The sequence below is a fragment of the Pseudomonas sp. stari2 genome, assembly GCF_040760005.1.
Taxonomy (GTDB): Bacteria; Pseudomonadota; Gammaproteobacteria; order Pseudomonadales; family Pseudomonadaceae; genus Aquipseudomonas.
In genome coordinates this window covers 6,264,967-6,290,718 of record NZ_CP099760.1, presented here as the reverse complement: position 1 = coordinate 6,290,718, position 25,752 = coordinate 6,264,967, and the positions used below count along the sequence as shown (strand labels likewise).

The window sequence follows — 25,752 nt, the reverse complement described above, 5'->3', positions numbered from 1 at the left end:
GTCGTGTTTACGACGGGTGTTTTTCTACGGCCAATGGCTTACATCATTGAAGGAATATTAGGGCCTTTGTTTTTTTTCAGAGCGCGCTAGAATGCGCCCCGAACGTGCGGAGAACTGTATGTGGCAACAGACTCTGATAACCCTGCGGGCACGGCCCCGGGGCTTTCATCTGGTGACGGAAGAGTTGCTTGCCGGACTGCCTGAACTCAAGGCATGCCGGGTCGGTCTGTTGCATTTGTGGCTGCAGCATACCTCGGCGTCGTTGACTATCAACGAGAACGCCGATCCGGCGGTACGTCGCGACTTCGAACGATTTTTCAATCGTCTGATCCCACAAGGAACAGACGGCTATGAGCATAACGACGAAGGCCTGGACGACCTCCCGGCGCACTTCAAGGCCAGCGTGCTGGGCTGTCAGATCAGCTTGCCGGTTTCGGCGGGTCGGTTGGCACTGGGTACCTGGCAAGGCGTTTATCTGGGCGAGCATCGCGATCATGGCGGTGCCCGTAAAGTCCTCGCCACCTTGCACGGTGAAGAGGCATAAACCGTTGGTCACCAATGGTTACCGATTTTTTTACGGCGGCTTTCGACAGTCGCCAAAGCTGGTCTATAACTAATCTGCTTTTCGCAAGTCATGAGGTAGAACATGAGCGACGATGATCTGGAAAACGACGACCTCGAAGTAGGCGACGAAGACGAGGCCGAAGACGGTCTGGAAGCAGCAGCGGAAGACGTTGCTGAAGACGATGGCGGTGACGATACGCCGGCCCCGGCTGCCAAAGGCAAGGCCAAGGCTGCGGTGTCGGTCGACGAGTTGCCGAGCATCGAAGCCAAGAACAAGGAGCGTGATGCCCTGGCCAAGGCCATGGAAGAGTTCCTTGCGCGCGGTGGCAAGGTGCAGGAAGTGGAGGCTAACGTGGTCGCCGATCCGCCCAAGAAGCCGGACAACAAGTACGGCAGCCGCCCTATCTGAGGCGTGCCGCTTGCTTGCTGAAAAAGCCCGCCGTCGCTGCGGGCTTTTTCATGGGCGAAAGAAATCTAGCCGAGGCTGTTCCAGCGGGCGAGCACCGCAGGCAGATCGATCAGGCTGCGAATCTCGGCATCCGGCAAGCGCTCCGCTTCCCAGACCTTGCCCGCCGGGTTGAACCAGATCGCGCGCAAGCCTGCCTGCTGCGCCCCGGCGATGTCGTCCCCCGGATGATCGCCAATATGCACTGCGGCTTCGGCGCTCACGCCACCGCGCTGCAGGGCTTCATGGAACAGGCGCGCATCCGGTTTGGCGATGCCGATGTCTTCGGCACACAGCGCGAATTTGAAGTAATCCGCCAGCCCGAGACGACGTACATCGGCGTTGCCGTTGGTGACCACGCCGAGGGCGTAGTGTTTGGCCAGGGTTTCCAGGATCGGCTCGACTTCCGGGAACACCTCGATCTGATGCCGGGCATGCAGAAACACTTCAAAACTCTTGTCCGCCAGATCCGACGCTTCGCCGTGGGCATAACCGGCTTCTTCCAGGGCGTGGAACAGCACCCGCCGACGCAACGCACTGATGCGGTGCTTGAGCCCCGGCTCGCTGGCCAGCACCCGCTCGCGGATCGACCACAGATGCTCCACCGGCACCGCGCCCAGATTCGGCGCATGTTCGCTCAGCCATTGGCGCAAAGTCGCTTCGGCGCTGACGATCACCGGGGCGGTATCCCACAGGGTGTCGTCGAGGTCGAAGGTGATCAACTGGATGCTCATGAATCGTCGCCTTTCATGCGTTTGGCCCGTGGATGGGCGCTGTCGTAGACCGCCGCCAGGTGCTGGAAGTCCAGGTGGGTATAGATCTGGGTGGTCTTGATGTCCGAGTGGCCGAGCAGTTCCTGCACCGCGCGCAGGTCCTGGGAGGACTCCAGCAAATGGCTGGCGAAGGAGTGCCGCAGCATGTGCGGATGCAGGTTCTGCCCCAGCTCGCGCTCGCCGGCCAGTTTGACCCGCACCTGGATCGCTCGCGGGCCCAGGCGTCGGCCTTGCTGGCTGACGAACACGGCATCGTCCGCCGGGTTGGTCAGCGCTCGCAACGGCAACCATTGCTCCAGCGCTTCCCGGGCCTTTTTGCCGACGGGCAACAGACGCGTCTTGCTGCCCTTGCCGAGCACCTGAACCATGCCGTCGGCGAGGTCGAGTTGATCGAGATTGAGCCCGGTCAGCTCCGACAGGCGCAGGCCCGAGGAATAGAACAGTTCCAGAATCGCCTGATCGCGTCGGGCCAGAAAGTCGTCCTCGACTGCGCCTTCAAGCAATTGCAACGCTCGGTCGGTATCAAGGGTTTTCGGCAGCCGGCGTTCGCCTTTTGGCGGCGCCAGACCGGTCGCCGGGTCGTGATCGCAGAGGCCTTCGCGATTCAGATAGTGATAGAGCCCGCGCACAGCCGAGAGCAAACGCGCCAGGCTGCGCGAGGACTGGCCCTGGGCGTGCAAGCGGGCGATCAGGCTGCGCAGGCGCTGGATGTCCAACGCCTGCCAGCTGCCGATGTTCTGTTTAACGCACCAGCCGAGCACTTTATCGAGGTCGCGCCGGTAGGCCGACAATGTGTGCGGCGACACCTGTCGCTCACTGCGCAGGTGTTCGCAGTAAGCGTCCAGTTGTCGTTCCATGTTCAGCGTACCGAGCGCAGGGAGCTGTTGACCCGTGGCAGCACGCGGCCCATGACTTCGGCGATGTAGCTGAGGAACAACGTGCCGACCGAACTCTTGTAATGCTGCGGATCACGGCTGGCGATGGCCAGAATCCCGTGGATGCCCTGGTGGCTGACAGCGACCACGGCGGTGGAGCCGATCTGTTGGCGCTGCTCCTCGCCGAACAGGAAGTCCAGCTCGTGTTCGCGCAGGCTGCCGCTGACGCTCTTACCTTCGGTGAGCAGGCCACCGATGGCGGTCTGCGCGTCGGCGTGAGTGACCCAGCGGCCGACCGGTGCGGGGTTGTCGCCAAGCAGGATCAGGCTGACGAAGGGCACCTGAAAGTCCTGACGCAGACTGTCTTCGACGCTGATCACCACGTCTTCCAGAGTGGCGGCGTCCATCAGGGCGAGGATCAGGCGGCGGGTCTTGTCGAACAGGCGATCGTTGTCCCGGGCCACGTCCATCAAGTGCGAGAGGCGGTGACGCATCTCGATGTTGCGGTCGCGCAGAATGGACATCTGGCGCTCGACCAGCGACACGGTGTCGCCGCGACGATGGGGGATGCGCAGGGACGGCAGCAGTTCTTCATGTTCGACGAAGAAGTCCGGATGAGCCTCCAGGTACGCGGCAACCGCTGCCGCCTCCAGGCTCTCGGACGCTGTTTCACCGGACTGTCGGGCGGGTACCTGAGGCTTATCGGTCATGGCTTCTGCTCACTCAAAGACGGACTTGTCCTTCGTATACACGCACTGCCGGACCGGTCATCAGCACCGGTTGGCCAGGACCTGCCCATTCGATGGACAGGCGCCCGCCCGGCAGGTCGATCAACAGTGGCGAATCCATCCACCCCTGGCTGATCGCAGCTACGGCAGCAGCGCAGGCGCCGGTGCCGCAGGCCTGGGTTTCCCCGGCGCCGCGTTCCCAGACGCGCAGTTGTGCGCGATTACGGTCGATGACCTGGAGAAAACCGACATTGACCCGCGCCGGAAAGCGCGGATGGTGTTCGATCTTCGGCCCCAGCTCATGCACCGGTGCGGTGTTGATGTCCTGTACGCGCAGCACTGCGTGTGGGTTGCCCATCGACACCGCTGCCAGCTCGACCGGCGTACCGTCGACATCGACCTGATAGCTCAAGGCCTGCTCGGTCGCCTGGAACGGAATGTCCGCCGGCACCTGACGCGGTGCGCCCATGTTCACGCCGATCTGGCCGTCGTTACGTACGTCCAGCTCGATGATGCCGCCCTTGGTCTCGACGCGGATCTTCCGTTTGGCGGTCAGGCGCTTGTCGAGCACGAAGCGAGCGAAGCAGCGCGCACCGTTGCCGCACTGCTCCACTTCGGAGCCGTCGGAATTGAAGATCCGGTAACGGAAATCCACGTCCGGGTTGCTCGGTGCCTCGACGAGCAGCAACTGGTCGAAACCGATGCCGGTGTGCCGGTCGCCCCACATTTTTGCGTGCTTGGGCTGAATGTGCGCGTGCTGGCTGACCAGGTCGAGGACCATGAAGTCGTTGCCCAGGCCGTGCATCTTGGTAAAACGCAGCAGCATGGGGTTACTCCGGCAGCAGGCTTTCGCCGGCAAACAGCTCGGCCACGGTCTCGCGGCGACGCACTTCAAAAGCCTGATCGCCATCTACCAGCACTTCGGCGGCACGGCCGCGAGTGTTGTAGTTGGAGCTCATCACAAAACCGTAGGCACCGGCCGAATGCACGGCCAGCAGGTCGCCTTCTTCCAGCGCCAGTTCGCGATCTTTGGCGAGGAAATCGCCGGTCTCGCAGATCGGGCCCACTACGTCGTACTTGCGTGCGGCGGTGTCGCGCGGTTTGACCGCGGTCACGTCCATCCACGCCTGGTACAGGGCCGGGCGAATCAGGTCGTTCATGGCGGCATCGACGATGGCGAAGTCTTTGTGCTCGGTGTGCTTGAGGTATTCGACCTGGGTCAGCAGCACGCCGGCGTTGGCGACGATGAAGCGGCCCGGTTCGAACACCAGTGCCAGATCACGACCGTCGAGACGCTCGCGCACGGCCTTGATGTAGTCGGCTGCCAATGGCGGCTCTTCATCGCGGTAACGCACACCCAGGCCACCACCGAGGTCGATGTGGCGCAAGTGGATGCCGCAATCGCCCAGACGATCCACCAGATCGAGCAGGCGATCGAGGGCGTCGAGGAACGGTGGCAGGGTGGTCAGTTGCGAGCCGATATGGCAGTCGACGCCAATCACTTCCAGGTTCGGCAGGTGCGCGGCGCGCACGTACACATCTTCGGCGTCGGCGATGGCGATGCCGAACTTGTTCTCTTTGAGACCGGTGGAAATGTAAGGGTGGGTGCCGGCGTCGACGTCCGGGTTCACACGCAGGGAGATCGGTGCACGAACGCCCAGTTCGGCGGCGACTACTTGCAGGCGCTCCAGCTCGTCGGTGGATTCGACGTTGAAGCAATGCACGCCGACTTCCAGCGCGCGACGCATGTCGTCACGGGTCTTGCCGACGCCGGAGAACACGATCTTGTCAGGGCTGCCGCCGGCGGCCAGGACGCGTTCCAGCTCGCCACGGGAAACAATGTCGAAACCGGCGCCGATACGGGCCAGGACACTCAGTACACCGAGGTTGGAGTTGGCCTTCACCGCGAAGCAGACCAGGTGCGGCATGCCGGCCAGTGCATCGGCATAGGCCAGATACTGGGCCTCGATGTGGGCGCGGGAGTAGACGTAGGTCGGTGTGCCGAAGCGGTCGGCGATGGCGGACAGCGCCACACCTTCCCCGAACAGCTCCCCGCCACGGTAGTTAAAAGCGTCCATGGCGATCCCTTAGTAAACGTCGTGCTTGTGTGCCTTGGAGGCAGGCTGCTTTTGCGAAGACTGGGCTTGCGCGGCCGGGTCCTGATCTTCATCGGGCAGGTACAGCGGGCCTTTCTGACCGCAGGCCGAAACGAGACAGGCAACCGCGACGAGCGCAGCAAGGGAAGAGATCAGGCGCTTCATGGCGAAATCCTTGAATATGCGTTAATTGCGCCGGAGTATACCGGCCACCCGGCAGCTTGCCTATGCGACGGAACTCCCGTCCGGCGGGGCTCGGGCTGCGACGCGGAAACTTTTCCTGCATGAGGGGTGCATATTTCGTCGCCGGGCAGGGCGCTTGGTCGTTATCCTTTGCAATCGGCTGGCAGCGACCGTATCTTGCGGCGCTTGAGCCTGATCAGACATTTTTTGAGGTTGCCGCAATGAGTTTGTCCGAAGCCCGTTTCCACGATCTGGTCGATGAAACCCAGGAAAAACTGGAAGACATCTTCGACGACAGCGACCTGGACATCGACATGGAGAACTCGGCCGGTGTGCTGACCGTCAAGTTCGAGAACGGCACCCAGCTGATCTTCAGTCGTCAGGAGCCGTTGCGTCAGCTGTGGCTGGCCGCGGTGTCCGGTGGTTTCCACTTCGACTACGACGAAGAAAGCGAACGCTGGATGTGCGACAAGAGCGAAGAGCAACTGGGGGAGATGCTCGAGCGCATCGTCAAGCAGCAGGCCGGTACCGAATTCGATTTCGAAGGCCTGTGATTTCGTGACCGACACCGCTCCCGCCCGTCCGCCGAAGCCGCTCTTCAGCAACGTCAATCCGGCCGTGCCTTCGCCGTGCACCGGCGTGTGTCGGCTGGATGAGCAGAAAGTCTGTCTCGGCTGCATGCGGCATGTCGAAGACATCCGTGAATGGCGCTCGGCCGATGACGAACGGCGCCGGGTAATCTGCGCGCAGGCGATGCAACGCCGGCAGCTCGCCGGGGCGTAGCTTGTATATTTTTTGAGCTGTGATAGTGTCCGGAAACGCCTCAACCCATCGAGGCCTGGTGAAAACCCCGTCTTTTTTGGCGGGGTTTTGCTTTTTTTGTGTGCAGAAGAAAGGAGTCTGCCCGGATCATGACCGCACCTTCCATCACCCTTACCCGTCTGGACGTGCAACGTCTGGAACGCCTGATCGACAGCCTGGATGACACGCTGCCGGGCGTGATCGCGCTGCAAACCGAACTGGACCGCGCCGATACGCTGGTCGGCCACGATGAAGTGCCCGCCGATGTCGTGACGATGAATTCCCGTGTGCACTGTCGCGAAGAGGGCAGTGGCAAGGACTACCACCTGACCCTCGTCTACCCGAAACACGCCAACGCAGACGAAGGCAAAATCTCGATCCTGGCCCCGGTCGGCAGTGCGCTGCTGGGTCTGAAAGTCGGCCAGCACATCGACTGGCCGGCCCCGGGCGGCAAGACCCTGAAGCTGACCTTGCTGGAAGTCGAATCGCAGCCGGCCAACGGCGGTGATTTCCCGGAATAACCCGCCTCAGACCTGCTCGAGCGCCTCGTTCAGAGAGCGCTCCAGGTCGGCCTTGTAACGCAGATACAGATTGCTCGAACTCTGCCCGTCACCGATCACGCCCGACAGGTCCAGGTCGGTGATGTAGCAGCGATAGCGCTCGGCTTCCCGGCGCTGCCCGACGATCTCCCGAGCGACCACGCTGAACAGCTGGTCGCCATGTTCCAGCTCGCTGAATTCCCGCTGATTGCAATACAACGTGACCTGCACCTCGCCCGGTGCGGCTTTGCCGATGATCGCCTGCACGTCGTAGAACGGTTTGTTGGCTGGCGTCTGCGGTGCCGGGCGCATTTCGACCCGTCGTGCGCGTCCCGGCCCTGATGGCAATAACTGGTAATACAAGATTTCAAGGCTGGCGGCGTGGTTCGAGTCCATCGGCAACAGTGCTTCGCGCCGGAACTGGATCGATTGCAGGAAACGCTGCAACGGCACCAACAGACTTTGCTCGTCGTGATAGGGCAAATGTTGTTGCCACAGTGCGTTGAATTCGTCGAGCACGTACAGCTCCGCCGCTTGCTCGGTGATCCGGTAGAACACCTGAATGCATTCGGGCTGGCCCATCGGCAGGATCAGCGCGAGGTCGTGGTCTTCCAGCGCCATCGGGTCCAGGTGCAGCGGGCTGTAGCGCGGTTGCTCCTCGCCCAGGTAATCGAGCAGCGCCGGCAGGGTGGCGAGGGCGACATGGCTGACCTGTCCCGGCACCAGTTCCAGTACGTGATAGTGCTGCTGCACCTGGATCAGGTAGCGGTGATTCAAATTGCTTAGCAACAGTGTCTGCGCGGTATCGACGATTTCTTCCACCCTGCGGGCGATGAATTGCGCGCGGTTGTGACAGAAGCAACGCACTCGCAGCGATGGTTGTTGCGGCCCGCGCGGCAGGTTGTTGAGGTAATCGCGCAGGCAGTCGAGCAGCGCGTGCGGACCGTCGAAGCGGTTGACCAGCACTTCGTTCCAGCTGTTGAGCGTGACCTGATCCAGGGTCAGCACCAGGTTCTCGCGCACGCCGGCGTAGCTCAGCGAATCGGTACGCTCGGTGGTCATCAGGATGTTCAGGTCGCGGTGATGCTTGAGCGGATCGACGCCGACATTCACCAGTATCAGCACTTCGCTCGGCACGCTGGCGTGCAGCAGCGGGTCTTCGGCAACGGTCGGTAAGGGCAGGGTGATGCTTTGTTGCAGGCTGCCGAGCAGGTTGAACAGCTCGAACTCGCTCAGGTCGCTGGTGCCGGGGTGCAGGGCCAGTCGGGTGCTGCTGTCGATCACGCCGTTGCGATGGCTCCAGGTCAACAGTTCCAGCAACTGGCGACTGCGTTTGATCGGCGCGAAGTGTTCCCACTCCAGCGCCGTCAAGCTGCCGTTGTACAGGCCCCACTGAGTTTGCCCGGGTTCCTTTTTGTTTGGCGATTGCACCAGGGTCAGGGTGTCTTCGGCCAGATCCGGGGCGATGCCGGGGTTGATGAACTCGACTTTGTCAGCCTTGCGTTCGAATGCGGCGTACAGGCGTCGGCCGAGAACGTTGAGATCACGTTTGTTGATCAGGCTGACAGTCTGCTCGGTGCGGGCGAACTGGGTCAGAAAGCGGTAGCTGTAGTTCAGCTCGTTGACCAGGGCCCGGCGCTCGGCGCTGACCTGACGGACTTTCCACTGACTGCGACTGTCGAGCAGTGCCAGTTGCCGCTGGTCCCAGTGCCATTCGCTGGCCAGTCTTTCCAGCAACGAACGCTGCCAGCTCTGGGTGCGGCTGTTGCCTGTGAGCTTGCGGTTGACCTTGAGGTACAGCGCACGGCGTACCAGTTCCAGGCGTTCGGGTTCATTGCGGGCGGTGAGGTATTCCTCGATTCGGCGGTAGACCACCATGTACGGATCCAGCTCGTCGAGGTCCAGCCGGTTGGCGAATACCGCCTGCTTGAAGCGCAGGCTCAGGCACTGCACCTGCGGGTGTTCGCTCGCGTAGACCTCGATCAGCAGCAGTTTGAGCACCGACTTGTAAGGCGACTCGATACCCTTGAACAACTGCCACAACCCGGCGCCAACGAACTCGCCAGGCGGTATGTGCGCCAATGGGCCAAGGTCGAGGGTCTCATCGTTGCGGATGAAGCGCTTGGACAGCAGCGTGTGAGTGTACTGATCGTAGGTCCGCTCTTCATAGACCGGTACCAGCCACCAGATCGGTGTGCGCCCGGCCAGCCAGATCGCGGTGCGGTAAAACTCGTCCAGCAACAGATAATGCTGGGTGGTGCCGCAATCCTCGGAACTGAGCTGGGTATCGCGCTCGCCTTTGACGAAGCGTGCCGGGTCGATCAGAAAAAAATGCGCCTCGGCGCCCTGGCTCGCGGCCCAGGTTTCGAGCAACTGGCACTTCTTGCGCAGCTCGGCTAGCTCGCTTTCGCTCAGGTCCGGCGCGTGGCACACCCACACGTCCATGTCGCTCTGGTCGGCCTGGGCCAGGGTGCCGAGGCTGCCCATCAGGAACAGACCATGAATCGGCCGTGGCGGATTGCTGCCATGGCGCGGCTTGTAGGAAAACGAACGTGTCAGGCGCTGGGCTTCGGCGAGGGCTTCGGCGTCCGGCTCGTAATTCGACAGCCCGGCCGGGGTGCTGCCCGAGACATAACCGGGCAGCAGCGGATGATTGACGTGGAAAAACAGCGGCAGCAACGTCAGTACGCTTTGCTGGCGCGTCGACAGGCCTTCCAGCGCCCGGTTCAGGCGGCCAGCGTTGAGCTTGAGAAAGCGTGCGCGCAGCTGGCTGAGTACCTTGCGGTCGATTCCCTCGTCCAGGTCGGGGCGGATTTCATGGGTGCGGGTCATGTCGACTCAAACCGGCTCGCAGGGCTCGGAGGCAGAGGGTCACGGAATGCGGGGGAGTTTAGCGCCTGTGCAGCGCGAGCATTAAGCTGAATTTGTTTTTTGACGTCAGATTTACATCGCGTGGCGATTGCTTGCAGCCGGGCTGGCCCGCGGAAATCCCGTGGCAGAGGTTTCCGTGGGCAAAGTCGGGAGGGTCAGGCGGTTTGTTGCTCTTTCAGAATCGTCAGTACGGTCTGCACGCTTTGTGCGGCATCGCGACCGAGACTGGTCAGGTAACCGCCATCAGGCTGGTCTGTCAGTTCTTTTTCAAAGAGGCGTTGGGCAGCAGCGATGTGCTTCGGGGCAGCGGTCTGATGAATTTTCAGACCTTCCTGGGAACTGTCCAGGTTGAAGAGTGCGAGGACTTCCAGTTCGGCAACCAACTCAGGGGTAAGCGACATAAGGACTCCAGACTTTCTAGGAATTGGACAACAGCGCCCCTAAGGTGAACCTGCCGACGCGGCGTGTCCAGTGTGCGCCAGGGTTTTTGTCTCGGGGGTGGATTCCAGTGTAGTCAGGGGCCGGGAGAAGGCCGGATGGAAGGGTGACAAATTGTGTGGGAGCCCGGCTGCTCCCACATCGGGTTGCCCGGTTACGGCTTTTCCGGTGGCAACTCAGGCAGGGCGCGAAGGGCCGCTTCGTACCATTCGGTATTGAACGCGCGGTCGTCATCGAGCATGGCGTCGATTTCGTAGGCCAGCACGTGGGCCATCAGGTTCAGGATGTCTTCGCGCTCGTAACCGACCAGGGTCAGCTTGTTGAATGTGGCCTTGGCCGCTGGCGGGTTGTCGCTTTCGATCTGGTTTTCGATGGCTTCGATCAAAGTGCTCTCGGTGAACTCTTCTTCGTCGTTATCGATGTCTGTCGGCTCGCTCATGGCAGGCTCCTCAAGGAAAGGCGCCAGTTTACCCGCATTCAGCGGCGTGATGCTGCTGGCGGGAATCCCCGGAGCGATCTATAAACAGGCACTGCCCACCCCGCACGGCCTGGAGGCTATGTGATGTTCAAGCTCTACGGATTCTCAGTCAGCAACTACTACAACATGGTCAAACTGGCGCTGCTGGAAAAGGGCCTGCCGTTCGAGGAAGTCACGTTCTACCCGACGCCAACGCCGGAGTCTCTGGCCATCAGCCCGCGCGGCAAGGTGCCGGTGCTGGGGGCCGAAGGCGGTTACATCAATGAAACGATGGTGATGCTCGAATACCTCGAAAGCACCCAGAAGGGTGTTCCGCTGCTGCCGAGCGAGCCATTTGCGCGCGCCCAGGTGCTGGCGGTGGCCAAGGAGATCGAGCTGTACATCGAGCTGCCGGCCCGTGCCTGTTACGGCGAAGCGTTCTTCGGCGCGGCGCTGCCGGAGGCGATCAAGGAAAAAACCAAATCCGAACTGCTGCTGGGTTTTGCGGCGCTGGGGCGTCACGGCAAGTTCGCCCCGTATGTGGCGGGCGACAGCCTGAGCATCGCTGACCTGTACTTCCTCTACAGCGTGCCGCTGGCGGCTGCGGTGGGGCACAAACTGTTCGGTCTGGACCTGCTGGCGGACATGCCGAAGGCCAAGGCACTTCTGGAACGGCTTGAGCAAAAACCGCATGTGCAGAAGATTGCAGCGGACAAGGAAGCGGCGATGCCGACGTTTTTGGCGATGATCGCGGCCAAAAAGTAGAAATTTTTTCTGAGGCCAGCTCGCGGGCAAGTCGATGATTCGACTTGCCCGCGATGCTTTTAACGGCTGGCGATCAGCGCCTGACCGCGAGCAACGGCAGCCTTGACCTGCGCCGGGGCAGTGCCGCCGATGTGGTCACGGGCATTCACCGAGCCTTCCAGGGTCAGCACGGCAAACACGTCCTGCTCGATCTGGTCGCTGAACTGACGCAGTTCTTCCAGGCTCATTTCCGCCAGATCCTTGCCGGTATCAACGCCGTACTTCACGGCGTGGCCGACGATTTCGTGGCAGTCGCGGAACGGCAGGCCACGGCGAACCAGGTAGTCGGCGAGGTCGGTGGCGGTGGAGAAACCGCGCAGCGCCGCTTCACGCATGATCGCGTGCTTCGGTTTGATCGCCGGGATCATGTCGGCAAAGGCACGCAGCGAGTCGCGCAGGGTGTCGGCGGCGTCGAACAGCGGTTCCTTGTCTTCCTGGTTGTCCTTGTTGTAGGCCAGCGGCTGGCCTTTCATCAGGGTCAGCAGGCCCATCAGAGCGCCGAACACACGGCCGGTCTTGCCGCGTACCAGTTCCGGCACGTCGGGGTTTTTCTTTTGCGGCATGATCGAGCTGCCGGTGCAGAAGCGGTCCGGCAGATCGATGAACTGGAACTGCGCGCTGGTCCACAGCACCAGCTCTTCGGAGAAGCGCGACAGGTGCATCATCGCGATGCTCGCGGCGGAGCAGAATTCAATGGCGAAGTCACGGTCGGACACGTTGTCCAGCGAGTTGCCGCCGACGGCGTCGAAGCCCAACAGTTGCGCGGTGTATTCGCGGTCGATCGGGTAAGTGGTGCCGGCCAGCGCGGCGCTGCCCAGCGGCATGCGGTTGGTGCGCTTGCGGCAGTCGACCAGACGCTCGTAGTCGCGGCTGAGCATTTCGAACCAGGCCAGCATGTGGTGCCCGAAGGTCACAGGCTGAGCGGTCTGCAGGTGGGTGAAGCCCGGCATGATGCTCGCGGCTTCACGCTCGGCCTGCTCCAGCAGGCCTTTTTGCAGGCGGGTGATTTCGCTCAGGATCAGGTCGATTTCGTCACGCAGCCACAGGCGGATGTCGGTGGCGACCTGGTCATTGCGGCTGCGGCCGGTGTGCAGCTTCTTGCCGGTGATGCCGATGCGGTCGGTCAGGCGTGCTTCGATGTTCATGTGCACGTCTTCGAGGTCGACGCGCCAGTCGAACTGGCCGGCCTCGATTTCGCCCTGGATGGTCTTCAGGCCATCGATGATGCTGTCGCGCTCGGCATCCGTCAGCACGCCGACCTTGGCCAGCATGGTGGCGTGGGCGATTGAGCCCATGATGTCGTGGCGATACAGGCGCTGGTCGAAAGTGACGGAGGCGGTGAAGCGGGCGACGAAGGCGTCGACGGGTTCACTGAAGCGGCCGCCCCAGGACTGATTGGTCTTGTCAGTGCTCATGAATTCGCTCGTATCGGCTTGAAGAAAGTAGGCGTGAAACGCTGGCGGGGATAATAACAGGGTTGCCAATCCTGTCGCTGACACTGGTCGATACGTTTTTTTCTCATGTCGGCGTTCATAGTCGCCGCCGGTTCCGGGGGATTTGCTCAAGGATATTTTCCGATTGAGCAATATCGGCCCGGCGAGCGTCTACAGTAGGACTAAGGGTCGGCGCGACTGTGGATCGCGCAAAGGTCTGGTCGCCGACTATAAGAAGAGAGGGGTGGGTGTATTGACCATCGGCATACCCTGCGTAAAACGCAGAGATAAGCGAGCCTTGAGCGGTGCGTCCCGGGTGTCGGCAAATATTGCCGGCCGACGTACGGCACTTTTTGGCGCTCGCGCTAGTCTTAGCGTGGATCGCGGTGACGGACGTCACTCCACTTGTCTACGCTATCCTTGTGCGAGACTCACGCAGGAATCCAGCGCAATATGAATGTCCTGATCGTTGATGACGAACCACTGGCCCGCGAGCGCCTCGCCCGAATGGTGAGCGAGCTCGAGGGCTACACAGTCCTGGAGCCCAGCGCCACCAATGGCGAAGAGGCGTTGGCACTGATCGACAGCCACAAGCCGGATATCGTGCTGCTCGATATCCGCATGCCAGGCCTCGATGGCCTGCAAGTGGCTGCCCGTCTGTGCGAACGCGAAACCCCGCCCGCGGTGGTGTTCTGCTCTGGTATCGATGAATTTCCCTTGGAGGCCCTGCAGGCCAGTGCCGTGGGCCATGTGGTGAAACCCGTGCGAACCGAACATCTGCAGGAAGCCCTGAAAAGGGCTGAACGTCCGAATCGGGCTCAGCTTTCGGCCCTGACGCGTCCCGCCGCCGAAAGCGGCACCGGCCCGCGTAGCCACATCAGCGCCCGAACCCGCAAAGGCATCGAGCTGATCCCGCTGGATCAGGTGGTGTACTTCATTGCCGACCACAAATACGTGACCTTGCGCCATGAAACCGGTGAAGTCCTGCTGGACGAGCCACTCAAGGCCCTGGAAGACGAATTTGGCGAGCGTTTCGTGCGGATTCACCGCAACGCGCTGGTGGCTCGCGACCGCATCGAGCGACTGCAGCGCACGCCATTGGGCCACTTCCAGCTTTTCCTCAAAGGCTTGAACGGTGACGCGCTGATCGTCAGCCGCCGCCATGTGGCGGGTGTGCGCAAGATGATGCAAGGGCTTTAGCCAGCAGGCGTCAGGCGGTTCTCTATTCTCTTTACCAGGCATTGCCGGCCAGGGAGGCCACGCCGTTTCTGATTCAGGTCAAAGTGGATTTGGCTGAGCTGTTATTATCCGCCGTATCTATTCAGTACGGATTGATCCATGTCCTCTCGCGAAATCCGCATCGCCACCCGCAAAAGTGCACTGGCCCTCTGGCAGGCCGAATACGTCAAAGCCCGTCTGGAAGCAGCCCACCCGGGACTGTTGGTGACGCTGGTGCCCATGGTCAGTCGCGGCGACAAGCTGCTCGATTCCCCCCTGTCGAAAATCGGCGGCAAGGGTCTGTTCGTCAAGGAACTGGAAACTGCGCTGCTGGAGAACGAAGCCGACATCGCCGTCCATTCGATGAAAGACGTGCCGATGGACTTCCCTGAAGGCCTCGGTCTGTTCTGCATCTGCGAGCGCGAAGACCCTCGAGACGCGTTTGTTTCCAATACCTATTCCAGCCTCGATGCATTGCCTGCCGGCAGCATCGTCGGCACCTCCAGCCTGCGCCGCCAGGCACAGTTGCTGACCCGTCGCCCCGACCTGGAAATCCGTTTCCTGCGCGGCAACGTCAATACCCGTCTGGCCAAGCTCGATGCCGGCGAGTACGACGCGATCATCCTCGCGGCGGCCGGTCTGATTCGCCTCGGTTTCGAAGATCGCATCACCTCTGCGATCAGCGTCGACGACAGCCTGCCGGCGGGTGGCCAGGGTGCAGTCGGTATCGAATGTCGCAGTGCCGATACCGAAATCCATGCCTTGCTCGCGCCTTTGCATCACGCCGATACGGCTGACCGTGTGAGCGCCGAACGTGCCCTCAACAAACACTTGAATGGCGGCTGCCAGGTGCCGATCGCCTGCTACGCCGTGCTTGAAGGCGAACAACTGTGGCTGCGTGGTCTGGTCGGCGAGCCTAGCGGTGGCAAGTTGCTGAGCGCCGAAGCTCGTGCGCCGCGCGCTGACGCTGAAACGTTGGGCGTGCAAGTCGCTGAAGATTTGCTCCGCCAGGGTGCCGCCGACATTCTCAAGGCTGTCTACGGCGAGGCAGGTCACGAGTGACGGGCTGGCGTCTGCTGCTGACGCGCCCCGCTGACGATTGCGAGGCGCTGGCCGACGTGCTGGCCGGACAGCGGATTTTCAGCAGCTGCCTGCCGCTTTTGGAAATCGCGCCGCTGCCGGTCTCTGACACAATGCGCCAGACGTTTGCCAGGTTGTCGCGCTACAGCGCGGTGATCGTGGTCAGCAAACCGGCGGCGCGCATCGCTGTGCAATTGCTTGATGCCGACGGGGCGATTCTGTCGGTCATGCCCTGGTTCAGCGTTGGCGCGGCGACGGCGCAGATTCTTCGGGATCGGGGCCTGGATGCGCATTGTCCGGACGAGGGTGATGACAGCGAAGCGTTACTGCAATTGCCGCGTCTGCTCGAAGCTGTTGCCCGGCCCGGAGCGCAGGTGCTGATCCTGCGCGGAGAGGGCGGTCGCGAGCTGCTGGCCGAGCGCCTGCGCGAGCTTGGTGCTAGTGTCGAGTATCTGGAACTGTACCGCCGTGACCTTCCGGACTATCCGCCGCAGGAGCTGCCCCGCAGGATTGCGGCGGAACGCCTGAACGGGCTGGTGGTCAGCAGTGGACAGGGTTTTGAGCACCTGCGTCAATTGGCCGGCGATACATGGCCGGCGCTTGCGCAGATGCCGTTGTTTGTTCCAAGCCCAAGGGTCGCCGAGCAGGCACGTGCCGCCGGGGCCCGAACAGTTGTGGATTGTCGCGGCGCCAGTGCCGCGGCCTTGCTGACGGCGTTACGGGAGCATCCCGTGCCCGTTCTCTAATGCAAAGGATGGATACGTGAGCGAAACAGCCTTGCCTAAAGATGACGTTCAACCTGTGATCGATGCACCGGTTGAAGTACCGCCACCGGCCGCCGAACCGCGCCGAGGCAACGGATTGGCCATTGTCGCGCTGCTGCTCGGCGCCGCCGGAATCGCGGTGGGTGGCTGGGGTGTCTGGCAGGTGCGACACCTGCAAGCCAACACGCAGGAGCAATTGAGTCAGGTGCAGGCGTTGAATGATCAGGCGCAGACCCTGAAGCTCAACGAGCAGCGTCTGACCGAGCGTCTGGGGCAGTTGCCCGGTGCCGACGAGCTCGCCGAGCGCCAGCGTCTCGTCACGCAACTGCAGGGCGATCAGCAGCGCCTCAATCAACGTTTGGAAACCGTCCTCGGAGCAAGCCGCAAGGACTGGCGTCTGGCCGAGGCCGAGCATCTGCTGCGACTGGCCAGCCTGCGCCTTTCTGCCTTGCAGGACATCAGCAGCGCTCAAGCACTGGTGCAGGGTGCCGACGATATTCTGAAGGAGCAAAACGATCCGGGTTCGTTTGCCGCGCGTGAGCAAGTGGCGAAAACCCTGGTGGCGTTGCGCAGTACCGAGCAGCCAGATCGTACCGGTCTGTTCCTGAAGCTGGGCGCACTGCGCGATCAGGTCATCGGGCTCACCGAGCTGGCCCCCGAATACAAGGATCGCGGCGATTCGCTGCTGGGCCTGACCTCCGATGGCGACGGTGCCAGCCGCTGGTCGCAGTGGTGGGATCAGATCTCGCGCTACATCCGCATCGATTTCAATGCCGACAAGAACGTGCGGCCGCTGCTTGCCGGCCAGAGCCTCAGCCAGGTACGCCTGGCCCTGAGTCTCTCTCTGGAACAGGCGCAATGGGCGGCGCTCAACGGTCAGGCGGCGGTCTACACCCAGGCACTGACTGAGGCGCGGGACGTGCTCAAGGGTAATTTCAACCCGGACAACCCGCAGAGCAAAATCATGCTCGAGCAAGTGGCGGAACTGAGCAAGCAGCCGGTCACAGTTGTTACGCCGGATCTGGCGGGCACCCTCAGCGCCGTGCAGGCCTATCTTGAGCGTCGTAATGTCAACGCTGAAGACTCGGTGAAACCCTTCGCCAAACCTGCTGCCACCGCGCAGGAGGCCACGCCATGAAACGCCTGTATGTCATCGTGTTTCTGGTGATCGCTGCGACGGCGGCCCTTGGTCTGGCGATTGCCGAGCATTCCGGTTACGTATTGGTGGCTTACAAAAGCTTCCGTTATGAGTCGAGCCTGTGGGCGACGTTGGCGCTCGTGGCGGTGCTGTGGCTGCTGATCTGGGGCATCAAGGCGCTGGTCGAGCTGGTGCTGACTTCCGGTGGTGTGGTCAATCCATGGTCGCGCCGCAACCGCAGTCGTCGTGTGCAAGTGGCGATCGAACACGGTCAACTGGATCTGGCCGAAGGTCGCTGGGCGAGCGCCCAGCGTCACCTTTATCGGGCTGCCGAGGCCGAGCGCCAACCGTTGCTGTATTACCTCGGTGCCGCCCGTGCTGCCAACGAGCAAGGCAATTACGAGGAAAGTGATCGTCTGCTGGAGCGCGCCCTCGAGCGCCAGCCTCAGGCAGAACTGGCGATTGCCTTGAGCCACGCGCAGCTGCAAACCGACCGTGGCGACACGGAGGGCGCGCTGGTGACTTTGCAGGCGATGCGCGAGCGTCATCCGCACAACGTCCAGACCCTGCGTCAGTTGCAGCGTCTGCATCAACAGCGTGGTGACTGGTCGGCGGTGATCCGCATGCTGCCCGAGCTGCGCAAGGACAAAGTCCTGCCGCCTGCCGAACTGGCCGAGCTGGAGCGTCGCGCCTGGGGCGAGAACCTGTCGCTGGCGGCGCACCGCGAGGAAGATGGCGCGGTGGGTCTGCAGTCGCTCAATCGTGCCTGGCAGCAACTGACCTCGTCGCAGCGTCAGGAACCCCCGCTGGTCCTGGCTTACGCTGAGCAACTGCGCCAGCTCGGTGCTCAGGTCGAAGCGGAAGAGGTGCTGCGCAATGCCCTCAAGCGTAAGTACGACAGTCACCTGGCGCGCCTCTATGGCTTGGTGCGCGGCAGCGATCCGACGCGTCAATTGCAAGCGGCCGAGGGCTGGCTCAAGGATCATCCCGCCGACCCGAGCTTGCTGCTGACGCTCGGTCGACTGTGCCTGCAAGCCAGTCTGTGGGGCAAGGCGAGGGATTATCTGGAAAGCAGCCTGCGCACTCAGCGCAACCCGGAAGCCTGTGCGGAACTGGCTCGATTGCTGGCCCGACTCGGCGACACCGAGCGCAGCAACCAGTTGTTCCAGGAAGGCCTGGGGTTGTTGGATGAGCGTCTGCTGGCTGCGCCTCTACCGATACAGGCTAACGCCTGAATGGGCGAGGGAGTGCGCTCCCTCGCTGATGTTCTTGACTGAATAGTTACCTCTATTTCGCTTCTTTGGCAAAGTCCTACAGAGGCCTACATCCTTTCCTCTCAAGCCTGTCGGGATTTCCCTACACTTCTGGTGAAGTGTCGTCAGCGACTCGCCTTGAAAGGCCGCGTCCCTTTCCTCTACCGTAACTGCCTGTCTTTATTGTTACGGATAACCCATGTCGTTGACCTGCTCACGCTCCCTGTTTTTTATGGCTTTCACGGCGGGAACACTGGCGCTGGGAGCTTCCTACTACCTCGAGTACGCGGTCGGTCTGGTGCCTTGCAGCCTGTGTCTGGTGCAACGGCTTTTCCTGAGCATTCTCACCGCCTGCTGTGGCGTGGCGGCTGTGCATGGACCCGGTCGTTCCGGTCTGTCGCTCTACTGGTCTGGCGCGTTGTCAGCCGCTCTGGGTGGAACAATGGCAGCCTGGCGACAGGTGCTGCTGCAAGGCGATTCGATGCAGCATCTGGCGCAATGCGCACCCAACCCGGAAGAGTTTTTCAGTCGTCTGCCCTGGCTCTGCGCCCTGGCACGGATGTTCAACGACAGCGAGGATTGTGCACAACTGTCCTGGACGCTGTTCGACCTGAGCATTCCGGAGTGGAGCCTGCTGTTCTTCGTCGCGATGTCGATCCTTGCGGTTTACCAGTTGCTTCGGCTGGCCTGGAGCGCTCTGCAGCGGCCGCTCAGCGGCGAAGCGTCGCACCGGGTGCTGGTCAGGGATTAAACACTTGTATGAACTTTCTCTCCTGCGTACCTTGAAGCCATAGGCGTGCGGGCATAATCTGGCCCGCACGTGTCATTGGATTTGTGTTGCTCGATGACGCTCTGCCTGAACGCCTCTCAAAGCAATAGCCAAAAGAAGGGGCGCAGGTGTAGGGCAGCATGACCCACAAGGGAAGAGAGATCGCCATGCTCGAAAGTTGTCAGAATGCTCAGGAACGTTGGGGTGGAGTTCATCTGCTGATCGACCGTTGGCTCCAGGAGCGTGAGGAGCTGATCGCTGCCTACGACAAGTTGGGCGCAGAACCTCAGTCACTCTCCGTGGATCGAAAGCCCTTGCAGGAGTTCTGCGGCGTGCTGGTCGATTACGTCTCGGCCGGGCACTTCGAAATCTACGAACAGCTGACGGGCGAGGCCAAGGCCTTCAACGACAAGCGCGGCCTGGAACTGGCCGAGACGATCTACCCGCGCATCGATGTCATCACGGAGAAACTGCTGGCCTTCAACGATCTTTGCGACGAAGGCAAATGCGTTGCCGAAAAATTCAAGGAGCTGGGTGGGCTGCTCCACGAGCGCTTCGAACTGGAGGACTGCCTCATCGAAGTGCTGCATACCGCCCACAAGGAAGAGGATTCGGTTCAGGCCTGAACCGACCCTGACACAAAAACGGTGCGCCAACAGCGCACCGTTTTTTATTGGGCGATCAACTGGTCGCGCCGCGCAACTCGACTTCGAACACCAACGGTGTGAACGGCGCGATCAAGTCGCCGGCACCGTCGGCGCCGTAAGCCTGATCGGATGGAATCACCAATCGCCACTTCGCACCCACCGGCATGTTTTGCAGCGCGGTGCGCCATCCTGCGATCACGCTGTCGAGATTGAACCACTGTGGCTGAGTGTTCTGATCGAACACGGTACCGTCCGGCAGTCGACCGACATACAGCACCTGTACTTTTCCATCCGGGCCGGCCTTCGTGCCATTCCCCGGCGCCAGCTCGGTCAGCAGGATGCCGTCAGCCAACTCTTTCACTCCCGGTTTGGCTTTTTCGGCGGTGAGAAAGCGTCGCTCGTTTTCCATCGCAGCTTCAGTCGACGGCATGGCTGCATGCTCGGCCGTCTGCGATTCGTGATCGGCCAGGATCTGTTCGATGCGTGCCTCGCTCAACGCCAGCGGCTTGCCTTGATAGGCCTGTTGCAGACCTTCGATCAGGGCCTGGATCTGTAGTTGCGGCACTTCCTGACGCAGCCGTTCACCGAGGCTCGCACCGAGGCTGTAGGCCAGATCGTGAGCGTCATTCGCGGTGTTTTTCTCGTCGGCCTGGACCGCCGAAAAGATCATGCAGAGGGATAAAAAAAGATAGCGCGACATGGGCACTCTCCGTCCTGAATTGCGGTGGATTATGCCAGCGCGAAGGTCTGCAACGGTGAACTGCTTTCGCCAATGTGCAGAAGTTTTTCGCAAGCCTGCAACCGAGTGCTTTCGATACTGTCAACATGCCCTAGCGGCGGTAGCAGCAGAGGTCTAGTATGAGCCGCACTCACGTCAGCCAGGAGGTAAACCATGTCGGCCACCAAGAAGCCTGTAAATACTCCGTTGCACTTACTCCAACAGCTCTCGGGCAGCCTGCTCGAACATTTGGAAAACGCTTGCTCCCAAGCCTTGGCTGATGCTGAAAAACTGCTCGCCAAACTGGAAAAGCAACGCGGCAAGGCACAAGAAAAACTGCACAAATCCCGCACCAAATTGCAGGACGCAGCCACAGCCGGTAAAGCCAAGGCGCAGACCAAGGCCAAGGCTGCCGTGAAGGAACTCGAAGACCTGCTGGATGCGCTGAAGGATCGTCAGTCCGACACCCGCAGCTACATTCTGCAACTCAAGCGCGATGCCCAGGAAAGCCTGAAACTGGCCCAGGGTGTCGGTCGTGTTCAAGAAGCCGTTGGCAAGGTGTTGTCCCTGCGTTCGGCCAAACCGGCAGCGGCGCCTGCGAAAAAAGCGGCCGCCAAACCTGCTGCAAAAGCCCCGGCCAAAGCGCCAGTGAAAGCCGCTGTAAAACCTGCAGCGAAGAAACCCGCAGCCGCAAGCGTTGCTAAACCTGCGGCTAAAACCACGGCGGCCAAACCAGCTGCCGCCAAACCGGCTGCTGCAAAACCAGCCGCCAAACCTGCGGCGAAAAGCGCTGCTGCGAAAGCGGCTCCGGCTAGAACTGCCGCTGCGAAACCTGCAGCCAAGCCAGCCACCAAAGTGGCCGCTAAACCGGTAGCAAAACCAGCCGTTAAAGCCGCCGCTAAGCCGGCTGCCAAAACTGCTGCTGCCAAGCCTGCGGCGAAAACCGCTGCCAAGCCGGTTGCTGCGAAACCTGCAGCCAAAGCGGCGGCGAAACCGGCGGCCAAGCCTGCGGTAAAAGCTGCGGCCAAACCTGCTGCAAAACCAGCGGCCAAACCGGCTGCTGCAGCGAAGCCTGCAACTACCGCAGCCAAGCCAGCAACCGCCGCTAAACCGGCCGCCAAGCCAGCCGCGAAACCTGCTGCAAAACCAGCAGTGAAAAAACCTGCCGCTGCCAAGCCGGCTGCCGCCAAACCAGCAGCCAAACCAGCTGCAGCAAAACCTGCCACTGCGCCTGCTGCCAAACCTGCTGCCGCACCGGCAACCCCGGCTCCGACTGCAGCACCGGCCGCCACTGCCTCGACCACCGCAACCACGCCATCGTCGGCACCGGTGTCGAGCGTCGCCAGCAACCCGTCCAGCGCTTCCTAAGCGCCGGTCGCCGCGACGCGCAGCACTTGCAGCGCGTCGCGGTTCAGGTTGGCCGCACTGCCGGCCAGAACCTCCAGCCAGTCACTCGATTCCTTCGAACTACGCTTCCAGCCTTGCGCGGCGCCTTCAAGTCGCGACAGCAGCGCACGCTCAGCCTCCAGCTCCAATCCCTTGATCTGCTCGCGCATCCCCTTGAGCACCGGATCGGTGTCGGCCAGGGCTTTCCACTGCATGCGCAATGCGCGTAACGGCTGGACTACTTCCCGGTCCCAAGGCTCTGTCAGTTCCAGAAGCTGCCGGGCGCGCCCCTCGTCGCAGGTCACATCGCGCTGTTCCAGCCACAAGCCACACAGCATCAGGCACACATTGGCCCCTGCCGATTGCAGGCGCAGGCAGGCATCCTCCACACCGGGACGGGCGTAGACGGCAAGGGCAAAGCTCCACAGGTCAGAGGACATCGTGCTACTCGCGCCAGTTGCGGACGAAGCTGGTAGACTCCGCCGCCATTATGATCCGACTTCAGAACCTGACTTTACAGCGTGGCCCGCAACGTCTGCTAGAAGACGCCGAGCTGACCCTGCACGCCGGCCACAAAGCCGGCCTCATCGGTGCCAACGGCGCCGGCAAATCCAGCCTGTTCGCCTTGCTCCGCGGTGAGTTGCACCCGGACTCGGGCGATTGCCTGTTGCCGGCCGATTGGCGTATCGCCCACATGCGCCAGGAGGTCGACACCCTCGAGCGTCTGGCGGTCGACTACGTGCTCGATGGCGACCTGCGCCTGCGCGAGGTCCAGCGTGACCTCGCAGCGGCCGAAGAGGCCCACGACGGGGCTGCTCTGGCGCGCCTGCACGCCGAACTCGACAGCGCCGACGGTTACACCGCCGATGCGCGGGCGCGCAAGTTGCTGGCCGGTCTCGGTTTCACCAATGAGCAGATGGATCGTCAGGTAGGAGATTTCTCCGGTGGCTGGCGGATGCGTCTGAACCTTGCGCAGGCTTTGATGTGCCCGTCAGACCTGCTGCTGCTCGACGAACCGACCAACCACCTGGACCTCGACGCCATCATCTGGCTCGAAGAGTGGCTAAAAAGTTACCCCGGCACTTTGTTGCTGATTTCCCACGACCGGGATTTCCTCGATGAAGTGGTCGATCACGTGGCTCACGTCGATCAGCGCAAGCTGGTGCTCTACCGTGGCGGCTACACCGCGTTCGAACGCGCCCGCGCCGAGCGTCTGGCCCAGCAGCAACAGGCCTACGAGAAGCAGCAGGCGCAGCGTGCGCACATGGAAAGCTACATTGCCCGGTTCAAGGCCCAGGCCACCAAGGCCCGTCAGGCCCAGAGCCGGATCAAGGCGCTTGAGCGGATGGAAGAGCTGTCGGCGGCCCACGTCGATTCGCCGTTCGACTTCGTGTTCCGCGAGTCGACCAAGATCTCCAGCCCGCTGATCGACCTGTCCGATGCGCGTTTGGGTTACGGCGAGAAAACCGTGCTGGAGAAGGTCAAGCTGCAACTGACCCCCGGTGCGCGAATCGGTCTGCTCGGCCCCAACGGCGCCGGTAAATCGACCCTGATCAAGAACCTCGCCGGCGAGCTGTCGCCGCTGGCCGGGCGCCTGACCCGTGGCGAGAACACGGTGGTCGGCTACTTCGCCCAGCATCAGCTCGATTCGCTGGATGCCAAGGCCAGCCCGTTGCTGCACCTGCAACGTCTGGCGCCGACCGAGCGTGAGCAGACCCTGCGCGACTTCCTTGGCGGTTTCGACTTCCGTGGCGCACGGATCGACGAGCCGGTGCTGAACTTCTCCGGTGGCGAAAAAGCCCGTCTGGCCCTGGCGTTGATCGCCTGGGAACGGCCGAACCTGTTGCTGCTCGACGAACCGACCAACCACCTGGACCTGGAAATGCGCCTGGCGCTGACCATGGCGTTGCAGGAGTTCAGCGGCGCGGTGCTGGTGGTTTCCCACGATCGGCACCTGCTCAAGAGCACCACCGACAACTTCTTCCTGGTCGCGGACGGCAAGGTCGAAGAGTTCGATGGCGACCTCGAAGACTACGCCCGGTGGCTGGTCGAGTACCGTCAGCGCAACGCCCCGGTCAGCAACACGCCGGTCAACCCGGACAAGACCGACAAGAAAGCCCAGCGCCAGGCCGCCGCTGCGTTGCGTCAGCAACTGGCGCCGCACAAGCGCGAAGCCGACAAGCTCGAAGCCGAGCTGGGCAAGCTGCACGAGAAACTGGCCAAGGTCGATGCCAGCCTCGGCGACAGCGACATCTACGAGCCTGCACGCAAGAACGAATTGCGCGACCTGCTGGCCGAACAGGCCAAGCTGAAAGTCCGCGAAGGCGAACTTGAAGAGGCGTGGATGCAGGCGCTGGAAACCCTGGAAACCATGCAGTCGGAGCTGGAGGCGCTGTCCTGATGGAGGCGTTCAAGCTGCCGTTGCCGGCGGTGTGGATCGAGCCGATCTGGCTCGGCGTGCAGATTCTGCTGATCCTGCTGGCCGGCTATTTCGCCCAGCGTGTCGTCGCGCGGTTCCTGACGCGCCTGGGCGAGAAATATCCGTTCCCGCCGCAGTTGCTGATGCCGCTTCGCGGGGGCCTGCGCTGGCTGATCATGGGCAGTGCGCTGATCTTCGTGCTGGAACGTCTCGGTGTTTCTGCCACCGTGCTGTGGACAGCGTTGTCCGGTTTCGTCGCCGTTGCAGCCGTGGCGTTCTTCGCCATGTGGAGCGTGCTGTCGAACCTGCTCTGCGCGATTCTGATCTTTACCGTCGGCCCGTTTCGTCTGGGCGATGTGGTGGAGCTGGTGGACACCACCGACAAGCCCGGCGTCAAAGGCCGGGTGGTGGCGATCAATCTGCTCTACACCACGCTGATCGAGGCCGAAGAACTCGGCACCGGCAGCGCCATGGTGCAGGTGCCCAATAGCCTGTTCTTCCAGCGCTCGGTAAGACGCTGGCGCGGGTCGGATGTGCTTCCTTCCAGCGGCTTCGAAAAGTGATCGGGCGCCGGCCACGTTGGTCGGTAGCCGCAACATCCTGAAAAAAAATCGGTAGTCATCCAGCCTGAATCCCATTAGCTTGGACGTTTGTCACGAGTCTGAGTCGAGGTGTGCGATGGAGCTTCAAACATGGCTGGCGTTTTTTGCCGCGTGTTGGGTAATCAGCCTTTCTCCGGGCGCCGGCGCGATTGCGTCGATGTCCAGCGGTCTGCAATACGGTTTCTGGCGCGGTTACTGGAACGCCCTGGGCCTGCAACTTGGCCTGGCCCTGCAGATTGCCATCGTCGGCGCCGGTGTCGGCGCAATCCTCACCGCTTCGGCCACTGCGTTCCATGCGATCAAATGGTTTGGTGTCGCCTACCTGGTTTACCTGGCGATCAAGCAGTGGCGCGCACTGCCGATGGACATGAGCGATGACGCGGCGGTACGTCCGATCGGTCGGCCGATGGCTCTGGTGTTCCGTGGATTCCTGGTGAACATCAGCAACCCCAAGGCCCTGGTGTTCATGCTGGCGGTGCTGCCGCAGTTCATCAATCCTCACGCACCGCTGTTGATCCAGTATGTGGTGATCGGCGTGAGCATGATTTGCGTCGACCTGATCGTCATGGCCGGTTACACCGGGCTGGCGTCGAAGGTGCTTCGCCTGTTACGCACACCGACCCAGCAGAAACGCATGAACCGTACGTTTGCCGGGCTGTTCATCGGCGCGGCGGCATTCATGGCGACGTTGCGCAAAGCCGCGGCCTAAAGCAGGCAGGCATAAAAAAGGCGACCTTTTCAGGTCGCCTTT

The 25,752-nt window shown here is 61.9% G+C and carries 29 protein-coding genes; 17 read left to right on the top strand and 12 right to left on the bottom strand.

Features of this window, described 5'->3' with window-relative positions:
• The first annotated feature begins 118 nt into the window (after positions 1 to 118).
• On the top strand, positions 119 to 544 hold the full coding sequence (locus tag NH234_RS28950) for a secondary thiamine-phosphate synthase enzyme YjbQ (protein ID WP_085731425.1): 426 nt from the start codon (positions 119 to 121) through the stop codon (positions 542 to 544).
• Between the two features lie 102 nt (positions 545 to 646).
• On the top strand, positions 647 to 973 hold the full coding sequence (gene sutA / locus NH234_RS28945) for a transcriptional regulator SutA (protein WP_007951900.1): 327 nt from the start codon (positions 647 to 649) through the stop codon (positions 971 to 973).
• 65 nt (positions 974 to 1,038) lie between these two features.
• Here the strand turns inward: sutA and NH234_RS28940 are convergent, their stop codons facing one another.
• The 6 genes from NH234_RS28940 to NH234_RS28915 are packed head-to-tail and all read right to left on the bottom strand — an operon-like array spanning position 1,039 to position 5,646.
• A complete protein-coding gene (locus NH234_RS28940; protein WP_367255179.1) occupies positions 1,039 to 1,743 on the bottom strand; it encodes an HAD family hydrolase in 705 nt (234 codons plus the stop codon).
• Positions 1,740 to 2,639, bottom strand: a complete 900-nt coding sequence (gene xerC / locus NH234_RS28935; RefSeq protein ID WP_085731427.1) for a tyrosine recombinase XerC — start codon at positions 2,637 to 2,639, stop codon at positions 1,740 to 1,742. The genes NH234_RS28940 and xerC overlap by 4 nt, the downstream gene beginning before the upstream one ends.
• 2 nt (positions 2,640 to 2,641) lie before the next feature.
• The gene (locus NH234_RS28930; RefSeq protein WP_085731428.1) at positions 2,642 to 3,367 is read right to left on the bottom strand and encodes a DUF484 family protein; all 726 of its coding nucleotides are present in this window, start codon (positions 3,365 to 3,367) and stop codon (positions 2,642 to 2,644) included.
• 13 nt (positions 3,368 to 3,380) lie between these two features.
• Positions 3,381 to 4,211, bottom strand: a complete 831-nt coding sequence (gene dapF / locus NH234_RS28925; RefSeq protein WP_085731429.1) for a diaminopimelate epimerase — start codon at positions 4,209 to 4,211, stop codon at positions 3,381 to 3,383.
• A gap of 4 nt (positions 4,212 to 4,215) precedes the next feature.
• On the bottom strand, positions 4,216 to 5,463 hold the full coding sequence (lysA, locus tag NH234_RS28920; RefSeq protein WP_367255177.1) for a diaminopimelate decarboxylase: 1,248 nt from the start codon (positions 5,461 to 5,463) through the stop codon (positions 4,216 to 4,218).
• 9 nt (positions 5,464 to 5,472) lie between these two features.
• Complete coding sequence (locus NH234_RS28915) at positions 5,473 to 5,646, bottom strand: lipoprotein (RefSeq protein WP_085731736.1); 174 nt, start codon at positions 5,644 to 5,646, stop codon at positions 5,473 to 5,475.
• Between the two features lie 239 nt (positions 5,647 to 5,885).
• Between NH234_RS28915 and cyaY the strand changes: the two genes are divergently transcribed.
• The 3 genes from cyaY to rnk all read left to right on the top strand — a co-directional run bounded on the left by cyaY (position 5,886) and on the right by rnk (position 6,986).
• Positions 5,886 to 6,218, top strand: a complete 333-nt coding sequence (cyaY, locus tag NH234_RS28910; protein WP_007951887.1) for an iron donor protein CyaY — start codon at positions 5,886 to 5,888, stop codon at positions 6,216 to 6,218.
• Between the two features lie 4 nt (positions 6,219 to 6,222).
• Positions 6,223 to 6,447, top strand: coding sequence for a DUF1289 domain-containing protein (locus tag NH234_RS28905; protein WP_367255174.1), 225 nt, complete (start codon positions 6,223 to 6,225; stop codon positions 6,445 to 6,447).
• Between the two features lie 128 nt (positions 6,448 to 6,575).
• Entirely contained in the window at positions 6,576 to 6,986 is a 411-nt protein-coding gene (gene rnk / locus NH234_RS28900; protein ID WP_065258140.1) for a nucleoside diphosphate kinase regulator, read from the top strand.
• Positions 6,987 to 6,992: 6 nt separating this feature from the next.
• On the opposite strand, the gene NH234_RS28895 is transcribed toward rnk, so the two are convergent.
• The 3 genes from NH234_RS28895 to NH234_RS28885 form a co-directional block, all read right to left on the bottom strand.
• Positions 6,993 to 9,836, bottom strand: coding sequence for a class I adenylate cyclase (locus tag NH234_RS28895; protein ID WP_367255172.1), 2,844 nt, complete (start codon positions 9,834 to 9,836; stop codon positions 6,993 to 6,995).
• A 194-nt stretch (positions 9,837 to 10,030) separates the two neighbouring features.
• On the bottom strand, positions 10,031 to 10,276 hold the full coding sequence (locus NH234_RS28890) for a TIGR02647 family protein (RefSeq protein ID WP_085731433.1): 246 nt from the start codon (positions 10,274 to 10,276) through the stop codon (positions 10,031 to 10,033).
• 191 nt (positions 10,277 to 10,467) lie between these two features.
• Positions 10,468 to 10,752 carry a hypothetical protein gene (locus tag NH234_RS28885; RefSeq protein ID WP_085708931.1) on the bottom strand — a complete coding sequence of 95 codons (285 nt, stop codon included), beginning with the start codon at positions 10,750 to 10,752 and terminating at the stop codon, positions 10,468 to 10,470.
• Between the two features lie 123 nt (positions 10,753 to 10,875).
• Here NH234_RS28885 and NH234_RS28880 point away from each other — a divergent pair, with 123 nt between their 5' ends.
• Positions 10,876 to 11,535 carry a glutathione S-transferase family protein gene (locus NH234_RS28880; RefSeq protein ID WP_367255171.1) on the top strand — a complete coding sequence of 220 codons (660 nt, stop codon included), beginning with the start codon at positions 10,876 to 10,878 and terminating at the stop codon, positions 11,533 to 11,535.
• A gap of 59 nt (positions 11,536 to 11,594) precedes the next feature.
• Here NH234_RS28880 and argH read toward each other — a convergent pair whose 3' ends face one another.
• Positions 11,595 to 12,989 carry an argininosuccinate lyase gene (gene argH, locus NH234_RS28875; protein WP_085731435.1) on the bottom strand — a complete coding sequence of 465 codons (1,395 nt, stop codon included), beginning with the start codon at positions 12,987 to 12,989 and terminating at the stop codon, positions 11,595 to 11,597.
• Between the two features lie 471 nt (positions 12,990 to 13,460).
• Between argH and NH234_RS28870 the strand changes: the two genes are divergently transcribed.
• The 7 genes from NH234_RS28870 to rsd all read left to right on the top strand — a co-directional run bounded on the left by NH234_RS28870 (position 13,461) and on the right by rsd (position 19,855).
• On the top strand, positions 13,461 to 14,207 hold the full coding sequence (locus tag NH234_RS28870; protein WP_085731436.1) for a LytTR family DNA-binding domain-containing protein: 747 nt from the start codon (positions 13,461 to 13,463) through the stop codon (positions 14,205 to 14,207).
• Between the two features lie 138 nt (positions 14,208 to 14,345).
• Positions 14,346 to 15,287: a hydroxymethylbilane synthase gene (gene hemC / locus NH234_RS28865; protein WP_085731437.1), complete on the top strand. Its 942-nt coding sequence runs from the start codon at positions 14,346 to 14,348 to the stop codon at positions 15,285 to 15,287.
• Positions 15,284 to 16,051 (top strand): uroporphyrinogen-III synthase, encoded by a 768-nt coding sequence (locus tag NH234_RS28860; protein ID WP_367255170.1) that lies wholly within the window; start codon positions 15,284 to 15,286, stop codon positions 16,049 to 16,051. The genes hemC and NH234_RS28860 overlap by 4 nt, the downstream gene beginning before the upstream one ends.
• 16 nt (positions 16,052 to 16,067) lie before the next feature.
• Positions 16,068 to 17,207: a uroporphyrinogen-III C-methyltransferase gene (locus NH234_RS28855; protein ID WP_367255169.1), complete on the top strand. Its 1,140-nt coding sequence runs from the start codon at positions 16,068 to 16,070 to the stop codon at positions 17,205 to 17,207.
• Complete coding sequence (locus tag NH234_RS28850; protein WP_085731440.1) at positions 17,204 to 18,442, top strand: heme biosynthesis protein HemY; 1,239 nt, start codon at positions 17,204 to 17,206, stop codon at positions 18,440 to 18,442. The genes NH234_RS28855 and NH234_RS28850 overlap by 4 nt, the downstream gene beginning before the upstream one ends.
• Positions 18,443 to 18,659: 217 nt before the next feature.
• On the top strand, positions 18,660 to 19,211 hold the full coding sequence (locus NH234_RS28845) for a disulfide bond formation protein B (protein ID WP_085731441.1): 552 nt from the start codon (positions 18,660 to 18,662) through the stop codon (positions 19,209 to 19,211).
• A gap of 185 nt (positions 19,212 to 19,396) precedes the next feature.
• Positions 19,397 to 19,855, top strand: coding sequence for a sigma D regulator (gene rsd, locus NH234_RS28840; protein WP_085731442.1), 459 nt, complete (start codon positions 19,397 to 19,399; stop codon positions 19,853 to 19,855).
• A gap of 55 nt (positions 19,856 to 19,910) precedes the next feature.
• Here the strand turns inward: rsd and NH234_RS28835 are convergent, their stop codons facing one another.
• On the bottom strand, positions 19,911 to 20,576 hold the full coding sequence (locus tag NH234_RS28835; protein ID WP_085731443.1) for an FKBP-type peptidyl-prolyl cis-trans isomerase: 666 nt from the start codon (positions 20,574 to 20,576) through the stop codon (positions 19,911 to 19,913).
• 192 nt (positions 20,577 to 20,768) lie between these two features.
• Here NH234_RS28835 and NH234_RS28830 point away from each other — a divergent pair, with 192 nt between their 5' ends.
• The gene (locus tag NH234_RS28830; protein ID WP_367255167.1) at positions 20,769 to 21,962 is read left to right on the top strand and encodes an AlgP family protein; all 1,194 of its coding nucleotides are present in this window, start codon (positions 20,769 to 20,771) and stop codon (positions 21,960 to 21,962) included.
• On the opposite strand, the gene NH234_RS28825 is transcribed toward NH234_RS28830, so the two are convergent.
• Positions 21,959 to 22,420 carry a TIGR02444 family protein gene (locus NH234_RS28825; RefSeq protein WP_085731445.1) on the bottom strand — a complete coding sequence of 154 codons (462 nt, stop codon included), beginning with the start codon at positions 22,418 to 22,420 and terminating at the stop codon, positions 21,959 to 21,961. The genes NH234_RS28830 and NH234_RS28825 overlap by 4 nt on opposite strands.
• A 50-nt stretch (positions 22,421 to 22,470) precedes the next feature.
• Here NH234_RS28825 and abc-f point away from each other — a divergent pair, with 50 nt between their 5' ends.
• The 3 genes from abc-f to NH234_RS28810 all read left to right on the top strand — a co-directional run bounded on the left by abc-f (position 22,471) and on the right by NH234_RS28810 (position 25,710).
• Complete coding sequence (abc-f, locus tag NH234_RS28820) at positions 22,471 to 24,381, top strand: ribosomal protection-like ABC-F family protein (RefSeq protein WP_085731446.1); 1,911 nt, start codon at positions 22,471 to 22,473, stop codon at positions 24,379 to 24,381.
• Positions 24,381 to 24,962, top strand: a complete 582-nt coding sequence (locus NH234_RS28815) for a mechanosensitive ion channel family protein (RefSeq protein WP_085731447.1) — start codon at positions 24,381 to 24,383, stop codon at positions 24,960 to 24,962. The genes abc-f and NH234_RS28815 overlap by 1 nt, the downstream gene beginning before the upstream one ends.
• Positions 24,963 to 25,077: 115 nt before the next feature.
• The gene (locus tag NH234_RS28810; RefSeq protein ID WP_367255164.1) at positions 25,078 to 25,710 is read left to right on the top strand and encodes a LysE family transporter; all 633 of its coding nucleotides are present in this window, start codon (positions 25,078 to 25,080) and stop codon (positions 25,708 to 25,710) included.
• Positions 25,711 to 25,752: the final 42 nt, after the last annotated feature.